Annotated in this window: 13 protein-coding genes and 1 pseudogene; 2 read left to right on the top strand and 12 right to left on the bottom strand. The window is 68.6% G+C overall.

Translation table 11 applies throughout. The features are described from left to right. From MKK55_RS20735 to MKK55_RS20760, 6 genes and pseudogenes are all read right to left on the bottom strand, one after another. Window positions 1-131, bottom strand: a pseudogene (locus MKK55_RS20735) (amidase); the annotation flags it as partial. A gap of 14 nt (window positions 132-145) precedes the next feature. Next, window positions 146-862 carry an ATP-binding cassette domain-containing protein gene (locus tag MKK55_RS20740; protein ID WP_243937433.1) on the bottom strand — a complete coding sequence of 239 codons (717 nt, stop codon included), beginning with the start codon at window positions 860-862 and terminating at the stop codon, window positions 146-148. After that, the gene (locus MKK55_RS20745) at window positions 859-1593 is read right to left on the bottom strand and encodes an ATP-binding cassette domain-containing protein (protein WP_279596303.1); all 735 of its coding nucleotides are present in this window, start codon (window positions 1591-1593) and stop codon (window positions 859-861) included. Before MKK55_RS20745 ends, MKK55_RS20740 begins: the two co-directional genes overlap by 4 nt. Further along, window positions 1566-2681 carry an urea ABC transporter permease subunit UrtC gene (gene urtC / locus MKK55_RS20750; protein ID WP_243937434.1) on the bottom strand — a complete coding sequence of 372 codons (1116 nt, stop codon included), beginning with the start codon at window positions 2679-2681 and terminating at the stop codon, window positions 1566-1568. The genes MKK55_RS20745 and urtC overlap by 28 nt, the downstream gene beginning before the upstream one ends. Continuing rightward, entirely contained in the window at window positions 2678-4315 is a 1638-nt protein-coding gene (gene urtB, locus MKK55_RS20755; protein ID WP_243937435.1) for an urea ABC transporter permease subunit UrtB, read from the bottom strand. The genes urtC and urtB overlap by 4 nt, the downstream gene beginning before the upstream one ends. Before the next feature lie 13 nt (window positions 4316-4328). Next, window positions 4329-5555, bottom strand: coding sequence for a transporter substrate-binding protein (locus MKK55_RS20760; RefSeq protein ID WP_147728917.1), 1227 nt, complete (start codon window positions 5553-5555; stop codon window positions 4329-4331). Between the two features lie 266 nt (window positions 5556-5821). Between MKK55_RS20760 and MKK55_RS20765 the strand changes: the two genes are divergently transcribed. Next, window positions 5822-6190: a transposase gene (locus MKK55_RS20765; RefSeq protein WP_187274695.1), complete on the top strand. Its 369-nt coding sequence runs from the start codon at window positions 5822-5824 to the stop codon at window positions 6188-6190. Window positions 6191-6389: 199 nt separating this feature from the next. Here MKK55_RS20765 and MKK55_RS20770 read toward each other — a convergent pair whose 3' ends face one another. From MKK55_RS20770 to MKK55_RS20795, 6 genes are all read right to left on the bottom strand, one after another. Continuing rightward, window positions 6390-6530: a hypothetical protein gene (locus MKK55_RS20770; RefSeq protein ID WP_243937436.1), complete on the bottom strand. Its 141-nt coding sequence runs from the start codon at window positions 6528-6530 to the stop codon at window positions 6390-6392. 489 nt (window positions 6531-7019) lie between these two features. Then, complete coding sequence (locus MKK55_RS20775) at window positions 7020-7241, bottom strand: hypothetical protein (protein WP_243937437.1); 222 nt, start codon at window positions 7239-7241, stop codon at window positions 7020-7022. A gap of 550 nt (window positions 7242-7791) precedes the next feature. Further along, entirely contained in the window at window positions 7792-8031 is a 240-nt protein-coding gene (locus MKK55_RS20780; protein WP_147728921.1) for a hypothetical protein, read from the bottom strand. Between the two features lie 51 nt (window positions 8032-8082). Next, complete coding sequence (locus MKK55_RS20785) at window positions 8083-8652, bottom strand: hypothetical protein (protein ID WP_147858521.1); 570 nt, start codon at window positions 8650-8652, stop codon at window positions 8083-8085. 62 nt (window positions 8653-8714) lie between these two features. Continuing rightward, a complete protein-coding gene (locus MKK55_RS20790) occupies window positions 8715-9584 on the bottom strand; it encodes a PRC-barrel domain-containing protein (protein ID WP_243937438.1) in 870 nt (289 codons plus the stop codon). A 130-nt stretch (window positions 9585-9714) separates the two neighbouring features. Then, the gene (locus MKK55_RS20795; protein WP_243937439.1) at window positions 9715-10644 is read right to left on the bottom strand and encodes a LysR family transcriptional regulator; all 930 of its coding nucleotides are present in this window, start codon (window positions 10642-10644) and stop codon (window positions 9715-9717) included. Between the two features lie 158 nt (window positions 10645-10802). Between MKK55_RS20795 and MKK55_RS20800 the strand changes: the two genes are divergently transcribed. Then, window positions 10803-11363, top strand: coding sequence for an OsmC family protein (locus tag MKK55_RS20800; protein WP_147724815.1), 561 nt, complete (start codon window positions 10803-10805; stop codon window positions 11361-11363). Window positions 11364-11504 lie beyond the last annotated feature (141 nt).

Consider the following 11504-nt stretch of genomic DNA (forward strand, 5'->3'; position numbering starts at 1 on the left):
CCGCCGGCGGGGAAGGAATGGAGGGTGACCGTGTCCCCGGACGCGATCTCGAGCACCGGCGGCAGCGCGGCGTCGAAGTAGCCGAGCACCATCTTGTCGGGGGTGGCCGGGATCTCGTGATGCGTCGGCATGTGCGCTCCTGATGTCAGACGGCGATGTGGCGGGTGAGGTCGGCGTGGCTGATCGCGCCGCGCTCGCTCCGCTCGACGATGCCCCCGCGCGAGAGGACCACGACGGAGTCGGCGAGGCGGATCGCGAAATCGAGATACTGCTCGACGAGCAGCACGGTGATCCGACCTTTGAGGCCGGCGATCACTGCCTCGATCGCCGAGACGATTGAGGGCTGGATGCCCTCGGTCGGCTCGTCGAGGAGCAGCAGCCGCGGGCGCGTCGCCAGCGCGCGGGCGATGGCGAGTTGCTGCTGCTGCCCGCCCGAGAGGTTGCCCCCGGGCCGGTGCCAAAGCTCGCGCAACGCAGGAAACAGCGCCGCCGCCTCGTCCACCGCCCCGGTGCGCTCCAGCCCGTGAGCGCGGGCGGCGACGCGCAGGTTCTCTGCGACGGTCAGATCCGAAAAGATCTCGCGGCCCTGAGGCACCGTCGCAAGCCCGCCCCGCGCGCGCCGATCGGTCGGCCAGGATGCGATCTCGTCTTCGTCGAAGGCGATCCGCCCGCGGCTCGCCGGGATCAGCCCGGCCAGACACCGCAGCAGCGTGGTCTTGCCCGCGCCGTTGCGGCCGAGCACTGCGAGGCAGCTGCCCGGTTCGATCGTGAGCGCGACGCCGCGCAGCACCTGCGCGCTGCCGTAATGCTGGTCGAGCCCCTCGACCGTGAGCCGCATCGGCGGTGCTTCGGGCATGCTCATCGGCCCAGAAACACCTCGATCACGCGGGCATCTGCCCGAGCGCCGCGCATCCCGCCCTCGTAGAGGGTGCGGCCCTCGTGCAGCACCGTCACCCGGTCCGCGATGGCCTCGACGAAGGCCATGTCGTGCTCGATCACCACGATGGCCCGGTCGGGCCTTCGCAGCGCGCGGATCAGCGCGGCGGTGCGCTCGGTCTCCGCGTCCGAGAGCCCCGCCACCGGCTCGTCGAGCAGGATGATCCTGGGGTTCGAACCCAGCACCATGCCGATTTCCAGCCACTGCTTCTCGCCGTGGGCAAGTGCCCCGGCGAGTGCGTGCGCGCGGGGTTCGAGGCCGATCTCGCCGAGCACCGCCCCGATGCGCGCGGCGCGCTCCGATGCCGGGAGCCCAGCGCCGCAGCCGATGTCGAGGTTTTCGTACACCGTCAGCGCCGGGAAGACGCTCGGCTTCTGGAACTTGCGCCGCACGCCTGCCTTGGCGATCCCAGCCTCGGAGCACCTGGCGAGGTCCAGGCTGTCGCCGAGCATCACCCGGCCGCGGAGAGGCTTGGTGATTCCGGAGATCACGTCGAGGAGCGTGGTCTTGCCGGCCCCGTTCGGGCCGATGACGGCGCGGACCTCGCCGGCATCGACGGCGAGCGATAGCGCGGTCAGCGCCCGGAAGCGGCCGAAGACCACATCGAGCTTGTCGACCAGAAGGGCGCTCACCGGCCCCCTCCGTTGCGCAGCCATGTCGGCTTGGTGCGGAGGGAGGCGAAGTCGAGCAGGCCGTTCGGCAATGCCAGCACCACCACGAGCACCAGCCCCGACAGGATGAAGGGCCACGCCTCCGGCATCGCCGCACTGAGCCAGAACTTGAGCGCGTTGACCGCAACCGCACCGATCACCGCACCGCCGAGACGGCCCATCCCGCCGATCGCCACCCAGACCGCGATCTCGATCGACAGGTCGGGGGCGAGCACCCGCGGGTTGATGATGCCGACCTGCGGCACGTAGAGCACGCCGGCCAGCGCCGCGATCATCGCCGAGAGGCACCAGATCCCGAGCTTCAGCCGTGTCGTGCCGTAGCCGAGGGTGCGCAGCCGGGTCTCGTCGTCGCGGCACGCCAGCATGCGTCGCCCGATCCGCCCCGCCACCAGCGCGCGGGTGCCGACGAGAACCGCCGCCAGCGCGCCGAGCGAGGCTAGGGCGAGGCCCGTCGTCACGGCCGCCGAGCCCATCGGATATCCGAACAGCAGCGGGAAGCCGGTCATGCCGTTGTTGCCGCCAAGCCCGGTATCGTTGCGGAACATCAGCAACATGGCGACGTAGACGAGTGCCTGGCTGATGATCGAGAAGTAGACGCCGTTCACCCGCGAGCGGAACGAGGCGAAGCCGAAGACGAAGGCGACGGCCCCCGACAGCGCCATCGCCAGGAACAGGGCGTAGGGCGCGTTGGTGAGCCCGGCCCAGTAGGCCGGCAGCGTCTTCCAGCCCATGAACTGCACGAAGTCCGGCGCGACCCCCGTCGCGGAGAACGCGTGCGACAACAGGTGCATGGCGCAGACGTAGCCGCCGATGGCGAAGAACAGCCCGTGACCGAGGCTGAGGATTCCGAGGTAGCCCCAGATGAGGTCGAGCGACACGGCGAGGATCGCGAAGACGGCGAGTTGCCCGATCGTGTTGACGACGTAGGGGGCGGGCTTCAGTCCGACGAGCACCAGGCAAGCAGCCAGGATCAGCAGCAGGATGCCGACGAGGAGCGGTTCGTGAAGCCACGCGGCCAACCGACGCGGACGTGCGTTGACCGGGGACAGCAGGCTCTCGGCTGCCCCGCTCATCGCCGACGCCTCGCAACGAATAGGCCTTCGGGGCGTCGTTGGAGGAACACGATGATGCCGATGAGCACGATCACCTTGGCCGCGACCGCCCCGTAGAACGGCTCGATCAGCACGTTGGCCCCGCCGATGCCGAGCGCCGCCACCACCGTCCCGACCACGGTGCCGACGCCGCCCAGGACCACCACCATGAAGCTGTCGACGATGAAGGTCGCGCCCATGCCCGGATTGACGCTGTAGATCGGGCATAGGGCCACTCCCGCGAGCCCAGCGAGCCCTGAGCCGAAACCGAAGGCGAGGCGGTCGACCCGTCGGGTCCTAATGCCGAGCGCGCCGGCCATGTCGCGGTTCTGCGTCACCGCGCGGATGTCGAGGCCGAGCGGCGTGCGCTTGAGGATCAGCAGCGTCGCGGCGAGCGTCACCGCGGCGAAGGCGATGGCGAAGAGCCGGTTCCAGGTGACGATGAAGTCGGCGTAGAGCGGGACACCGCCGCTGACGTAGGACGGCATGCCGAACTGTAGGTTCTGCGAGCCGAAGACGACGCGCACAAGATTGATCAGGAACAGGCTCACCGCCCATGTGGCGAGCAGGCTCATCAGCGGCCTTCGGTAGAGGTGGCGTAGGATCAAGGCCTCGACGACGATGCCGACGCCGGCCGATGCCAGGAACGCGACGGGAATCGCCGCGACGAGGTAGAGGTCGATCAGACCCGGCGCGACCATCCGAAAGGCCTCCTGCACGCCGTAGGCGGCATAGGCGCCGACCATGATGAGCTCGCCCTGGGCGAGGTTGATCACCCCCATCAGCCCGAAGATGATCGCGAGGCCGACCGCTGCCATAAACAGGATACTGGCAAAGCTCAGGGCGTTGTAGGAGAGCGCGAGTCCGTCGCCGATGGTGACCGCGCGTTCGACCCGCGCGATCCCCGCATCGAGCGCGGCTTTGAACGCCGGATCCGCGGCATAGGCAGGATCGGTCCGCAAACTCGCGAGCCGGGAGCGTGCGGCGCTCGACGGGGCGTCGGCGATGGCGCCGATGGCCGCCCGGCGGCGCGCGGGCTCGGGGGCGTTCAGCGCGGCGGCCTGCATTGCCTGAACGATCGCGGCGCGTAGAACCGCATCCGTCTCGGCGGCGCGGGCGCGCTCCAGGATGGTGTCGGCCTCGGGCACCGCTGCGGCCCGTCGCTCCAGGGTGGCGAGTCCGGCCGAACGCTGGGCGGTGCTGGCGCCGGTGAGCAGCGCGACGACCCCAGCGCCTGTCTCGACGAGCCCGCGTTGGCGCAGGCCGAGGACCGGCGAGCGTGCGCCGGCGGCCGACCGCGTCGCGCCGGTCGCGGCATCGCGGCCTTCGCTGCCCCCTGGGCGATCGAGCAGGACCGCCGTGTCCCCGACGCAGGCGAGGCGTCGGTCGAGCAGCGCCCGCAGGATGGAGCCGGAGAACGCGAGGTCGTCGGCGCTGGCGGTGGCGGCGGATCGGACAACATCTTCCGCGCCGCGAGCGAGGCCGGCTCCGTCGCTGCAGACGGCCCTGGCGAGGGCCGAGCGGTCGATGGGGTCCGCAGCGGCCTGCGCCATGGAAGCGGACACCATCAGGATCAAGGCGAGGGCGACCCGCACCCCGCGAACGAGAAACGACACCGGTTGCGGCAACTCAGCCATACGGGCTGAACGGCACAGGCTTGGGGGCATCCGGCGACTGCCACAAGACGTCGAAGCCGCGCTTCTCGTTGACCGAGCCGATGAAGATCCCGCGCGAGACGTAGTTGTTCTCGCCTGTCATGGTCAGCGTGTAACCGGACGGTCCCTCGTAGCTGAGCCCCGCAAAGGCCTTGCGCACCTCGGGCACCGCGAAGCTCTTCGCCTTCGCGGCCGCCAGCGCCCAAAGCTGGACGCTGTCGTAGGCCGACACCATCGGATCGATCACCGTGTCGGCGCTGAAGGGCACGTTCTTGGCTTTCACATAGGCCGCCCAATCCGAGAGGAACGCCGCGTTGCGTTCACCCTTGGCGGCCTGAAGGTATGCCCAGCAATTGAGATGCCCGACCAGCTTGGTCGTATCCAGGCCCTCCAGATCCGCCTCGACCATGTCGAGGCCGAGGATCGGCACGTCGGTGGCGAGAATGCCTTGGTTGGCGAACTCGCGTAGGAAGTCCGGGATCGAGGAGCCGACGACAGTGAGGACGACGATCGGCTGGCCGCCGGGCTGTGCGGCGAACGTGCGGATCTGGTTCACCAGCGTCTGAAAGTTCGAGAAGCCGAGCGGCACGTACTCCTCGCGCCACGCGCTCTCGGCGATGCCCTTGGACGCCCAGTATCCCTTCAGGATCTTGTTGATGGTCCGCGGCCAGACGTAGTCCGAGCCGATCATGAAAAAGCGCTTGGCGGACACGCCCTCGGACCCCATCAGGTAATCCACGGCCGGCAGCACGGAACTTGCCGGCGGCGAGTTCACGTAGACGACGTTCTTGGAGTTCTCCTCGCCCTCGAAATGGAGCGGATAGAACAGCAGGCCGTCGTTCTGCTCCACCACCGGCAGCACGGATTTGCGCGACACCGAGGTCCAGCAGCCGAACAAGGCGGCGACCTTCTCCTGTTGCAGCATCTGCCGGCCGATCTGCGCGTAGAGCGGCCAATCGGAGGCCGGATCCGAGGTGACGACCTCGACTTGGCGCCCGTTGACGCCGCCCTTGGCGTTCAGCTGGTCTGCGGCCATGCGGACGACATAGTTGAGCCGCCCCTCGATGTTGGCCATCGTTCCAGACGATGAGAACAGGCAGCCGAGCTTGACCGTCTCTGCCGCCCAAGCTGGGCGAATCAGGGCTGGGGCGGCGAGCGCCGCGGCGGTTCCGATCAAGCCCCGTCTCGTGAATTCTGCCATCGGACCCATGCCCCTACCTCGCTGTCGGATTGTCCGGGCGCGGGGCTGTGCGCGGAAGACCAAAGTGACTGCAGGCATGGCGGCGGCGTGCGCAAATGGCCGGCATGGCGCCCGCCCTGTGGGCGCGGTCGTGCCCAAACGTCAAAATTGCCGTTTGGGCGTCGGTCCGGCTCTTGCAGAGATCGGGCATTCCAAGGCGTCGAGGGCGCCGCGAAGACTGCTCTTGCATCGCGGCGACCGGACGGCTCCGAACAGGGAAGCTGCGCATGCGTCGATCCCGGCATACCGACCAGGAAGTGGCGTTCCTCCTGAAGGAGGCCGCAGCCGGGACCGCCATCGCGGAGATCTGCTCCGCCGCTCACGTCTCGATCGGTACGTTCTACCGCTGGCGCCGACGGCTCGGCGGCCTGCCGCCGGAGGGTGTCGAGCGGCTGGGGCAAGTCGAGCGCGAGAACGCGAGGCTTCGCGACGAGGTCCTGCGCCTGCGCAGCGCCTTGCGCGCCGCCTCCACTCACGCGTCCGATGCCCGTCGTGCGCCCGGCGCGAAACCGGACAATCGTATACCGGCGCCCGTGCATCATCGCGGCGGTGCCGCCTCCGTCGGTCGCTATGCCTTCGTCCGTGGAGCGAATTGACGAACCACCGCGGCGACGCCGGTCGACGGTCACGTCCGGTGGCTGTCGGAATGTGAAGGGCGCCACCACGTGATCCTGACGCGAGATGATCCAGGCGGCGTTGAGCGACGTCATGAACGGGCTTACAGCACCGCTCGGGTGAAGCCGTCGGCGCTGAATTGATCGAGCGGTCCGACGGCACTAGGCCGGGACGCGGCATTCAGGCGTTTGGGCGCTTTGGCATCAGACCGGCGGCGGCAGCGATGTAGGCGACCACGTTCGCGACGACGGCGACGACGAAGGCATCGACCAGCACAGAGCCACGGGCGGCGAGGATCCCTCCGATCGAGCTCGTGGCCACGAGCCCCCGCACGGGCGACGGCGGTGTTGAACCCCTGGGCCAAGCTACTGTAGCGTTCGTCGCCGGACCCGACCGCCGCGCTCGTGAGCGGTGCCACGTCATAGGCCATGCCGAGTGCCGCGACGAAGGTGCCGGGCAGAACCGTCGACCCGTGGGCGTTGTGTCCGCCGATACGCAGAAGCAGCAGGAACCCGGCCGCGACGGCCAGGGGACCTGCAATCAGGCGGGGTCTGGACGCGATCCGGCCCGCGAGGCCGCTGAGAACCAGCGAGCCGATGGCGATAACGAGTGGTAGCGGCAGGAGCGCCACCCCGGCGACCGTCGAACCCGAATGTCCGAGAGCGGAGACGGTGCGGACCGGGCGGTCTTCGTCCGGCTTCCGCGTGTGAGGCGCCGCATCGATCGGCCGTCGATGCGCTGCGATGCTGGAGCGTCATGACGTCGGAGCGTCGTGATGCCGTGGCCCTTCGGATCGAGGCGCGACGGTTCTCAGCTCGTGTCCCGGTACGGCGGCAGGCGGCCGCTCTCGCGCAGCACCGCCTCCGTGCCCTCGATCAAGAGATCGTTGACCTCGCAGGTGCGTGCGAACGAGCGTTCCGTCGGGCGCTGTAGCAGCACGGCCGGCCGGTCGACCTTTGCGCGCCGTGTTGCCTCGCGGCGTGACGTGAGTGCGCCGCGCATCAAGGTGCGCACGTCCGTGGTGCCGGGCATTTGCGGTAACCGTCTGCAAGCAGTTACAAGTGATGACGGTCAAGCTTAGGCATGGCTGCTTGATTCGAGCAAATCGATTTTCAGTCGAGCGATCCGGTTCCCCACCGACGTCTTGGCTTTCATCGACGATGAATCGCCATTCAGGACTGCTTAAGCATCTTGGACTTACGAACTCGTCCGCCCTTCCCCACCATTGCCTGCTGCCTGCTGCTGACGGCCGAGCAGGACGCCGGAGGTTGCCTTGGTTTGGCGTATGGCGTTGCCCGAGCGTGCTCCGAATCGGTTCAAGCGTCCGCCCTATGGTATGGCACTTGGACTTGCAGAACGAATGGCATGGCCAAGTCTCCGAAGCCCGGTGTGATTATTGCCAAGCTGCGGCCAGCGGATGTCCGGGCCCGTAGTCCGGCACGCCTTGCGGCTCCGACAGCGGGCTCCGATCGGCCTGAGGAGAGATGGGCCAGTGACGGGTTCGGGAAAGCAGGGTCGGGCCACTCGGGGGCATCGGGGCTTCCTCGTCGGGGTGCGTGGGATCCGAAGGTGGCCTGGGCGTTTAGCCCATGAAGTGCCAGGCGGCCTCGGACGTCGTGCGCTCGTGGGAGACGATGCCATCGGGTCGGAGCCCGACCTCGTCGATCCGGGCCTTCTCCGAGTGGTCGAGGGCGAGGTCCCGCTCCTTGGCGGCGGCGGCGTGCTCGCCGTTCGCAAGATGCCTGGCGGAATGCCGGTAATGGGCGGCGGCCCGGTCATGCTGGTGCGCGGCTTCCTCGCAGATCCGTGCCATCTTGCTCATCGCCATCGTCCTTCCCCCGAATTGGTGCCCATCAGCCGTGTGCGGCCCTCGTCAGCCGCGGACCTGGCTCTGCGCCATGTCGCGGTCCCACGTCGTCCTGGCCGCCTCGCGGGCGGCGCGGGCGGCGTTCGCGGTGGCCGTCGCCGCGCGAACGATGGACGCACGCGCTCCGGATGCCGCCCGACGCATCGCCGCCATGTTGGAGCTGATCGAGGCCGCGACGGCATCCTGTGATTTCCGCACCGCCGCCTGCGTCGCCTCCACGGACTTCTGCGCGGAATCGGCGGCCTTGCGCATCGAGGCGTTCGCCGAGACCCCCGCCGCCCTGTTGGCCGCGGCGATCTTGGTCTCGGCCCGGTTGGCGGCCTCCGCGGCGTCGGTGACGAGCTTCCCGATCATGTCGGCGGATTGCTTCGGGGCACCTTTCACCGCCGCCTTCGAGGCCTGCATCGCGAGCCGGGCCGCCTCACGGGCCGCATCGGCGGCCTCGTTCGCCTCGCGCCCGGCCTCCCGCATCGTCGCCGCGGCATCCGTGGAAGGTGCCATCGGCGTTTGCGCCATCGCCGTCGTTATCGTCGTCAGGGCGAGGAAGGTCGCCGTCAGTACCGTCGTCGTTCTCATGTCGCGATCCATTCGTGGTGTGGGGTGTAGACGGCAGGGCGGGCCTGCCGACGGGGGCGTTCTCAATCGACCTGCGGGGTCTTGGAGGCGACGCCCCAATAGGCGTCCGCCTTCGCCGTCTGCAGGGCGAACGGCTCCGCCTTGACGAACCGGCCCTCGACGATACGCGGAGCCTGGTCCATGGCGTCCTTGGTCGTATCGAGGACGAGGATGTTCAGGTTGGGCGAGACCTTGAACCGGTCCCACGGGACCGCGACGTGGCGTTCGCCGAGGCCGAAGACGCCGCCGCGAGCGATGACGAGGTAGGCGATCCCGCCGCCCTCGGGCCCCATGACGATGTCGTCCACGCTGCCGAGTGCCACGTTGCTCGGCGTGCGCACCTCGCTCCCGAGCAGGTCGTCCGACCGGAAGGCGACGGACCGGCTCACGACCGGCCGCGCCAGCGAGAGCTCCTGCTCGCGGAAGCCCAGGGCGTTCGCGACCCGGAGGTCACGGCCCTGAATGCCGGTCTTGTACCGGTCGTAGCTGGCCTGGATCTGGACCAGCACGTCCTCGCACGGCTGCTGCCTGCCGTGGCGCGCCAGGATGTCGGCGGCGGAGAGGAGCACCCGGACCTCGTATCCGGGACGGGCGTTTGCGTACCCCATCATCGCGGACGCGGCGCCCATCGCCATGCCGTTGTTCCCGGCCAAGCCGCCGAACCAGTATCCGCCGAGGGGATAGCCGTATCCGTAGCCCGACCCGCCAAGCCAGTAGCCGTCTTTCTCCATCCGGGCGTCGAAGGCCTTGAGGTGGTCGAGGCAGGCCTGCGCCGGCTTGGCATCCGTCTCCGCCATGGGTCCGGCCTTCGGCTCCTCGGCGGCCCGGAGCGGGGCCATCAGGGAGAGCGAAACGACCGCCCCGAGGGCGATGGATCTGGCTGGCCGTTGCATGTTCGTGTTCCGGGTTGTCGGGCGCCCAAAGACTGCTCGCCCCGTTCATCCCCCGGGTTTGCCCCTTCGGCCCCCTCGATACTTTGTTCTGGATCAAGTCCGGCCCACGTCGGTGGGTGAAGGCGCCTTGTCAGGCGCCGACGGCCCGCACGTCCTCCTCGTTCGCGCCCGGTGGCTGGAGGAGGTGGGCGAGCGCCTGGAGGCTTTCCGTGATGTGCGTGAGCACCGTCCGTATCCTCGGCGTGTCGCGATTGTCCTTGTGGACCAGCAGGAGGATGTCGGCGCTGGGCGGTTCCGTCGGCACGTCCATACGGATCAGCCTGGGCTCGTCGTCCCCTCGGAAACGGGCGAGGCAGGCGAGCCCGCCGCCGCTGGCAGCGGCCTGCACGGCGGCCTCGTGGCTGCTCGTCTGCAGGACGACACGGGACATCGAGGCCATCTCGGTCAGCCAAGCCGACTGCGTCATCTCCTGGCTGTCCTCCATCTGCGTGATCAGGTGATGGTCCGGGCAGCCCTCGGCGAAGTTCAGGTCGCCCCGTTCCTTGATGTAATCCGACGTGGCGTAGAGGCCGAAGGCGATGCCGCCGATGCGCCGCACCACGAGGTCGTTCTGCTCGGGCTGCCGCATGCGGACCGAGATGTCCGCCTCGCGCATCGCCAGGCTGAGTTCCCTCGGGTTGGGGATCAGCTCGATCATGATGTCGGGATGCCTGGCGTGCAGGCCGGCGAAGCTCGGTGCCAGCAGGTGCGCGGCCATCGTCTCGGCGCAGGTCACCCGGACCAGCCCCCGCAGACGGCTGTCGCGGCCGGTGACATCCCGCTCAAGGGCCAAGGCCTCGGCTTCCAGACGCTCGGCCTTCTCGCGGACTTCCTTCCCGGCCAGCGTCGGCACGTAGCCGTCGGGGGTCCGGTTGAGCAGGCGCACCGCAAGGGTCGCCTCCAGCGAGTTCAGGCGCCGTCCCACGGTCGATTGCGAGACGTGGAGCACCTTGGCGGCGCTTGAAAGGCTGCCGTGCCGGACGAGCGTCAGAAAAAATCTCAGGTCGTCCCAGTCCAGCATGTGCTCCCCGCGATCCGTTTTCGCATTCCTCCTCGTCAGCTTTGGTGGCCGACTTCGTCGCGGATGAGCCTATGCTGAATGGCAGGAAATCACCACGCAGGAAATATTTTCGCCATCCGAGAATTCTCCTGGCCACTATTTCCTTCCTGGAGAATTCGATGGCACCACCACCCGTCAAACCAGGTCTTGGAGCCGCCGCCCCCATCGACAAGCGCGAACTCCAGACGGTGATCCACCAGGGCAAGGCCGACCCGACCGCCGTCCGGACCCTGCGCTGCCGCACTGTGGCGCAAGGAAGGCTGAGCCAGCTCAATTACATCCGGGACCTGCCGCCGCAGCCGGTGACGGAGCACGCGCCCGAGGGCCCGCTCGGCGAGGCCGCCGCCCCGAACGCCTCCGAGGCCCTGCTCGCGGCCCTCGGCTCATGCCTTTCCATCGGTATCCACGCCAACGCCCTCGCCCAGGGCATCCGGATCCGCTCGCTGGAACTCGACGTCGAAGCCGACATCCACATGACCTCGGTCTGGGGCGGCGGCGACCGGCAACCGAGGACCATCGGCTTCGAGAGCATCCGGGTGTCGGTGAGGATGGACGCCGATGCGTCCCGAAAGGCACTGGCGGCGCTCGTCAGGCATACGGTTCTATGGTCGGCAGTGGCGAACACCCTTCACAACCCGGTCCATCTCGACATCGCGCTCGCACCCGCCGCAGCCGCCTGAAACGAGGCCGGACATGACCGTCACATCGTTCCTTTCCGCGTTGGGACAGCGCCGCGCGAGACCTCGGACTAGGTCGCGGACTCATAAAGTTCGCAGCCAGACCCGGACGGCAGCGAGTTTGACGCTGGCGAGGAAGTTGTC

The organism is Methylobacterium sp. J-059, assembly GCF_022829485.1.
In the GTDB taxonomy this organism is placed as follows: Bacteria; Pseudomonadota; Alphaproteobacteria; order Rhizobiales; family Beijerinckiaceae; genus Methylobacterium.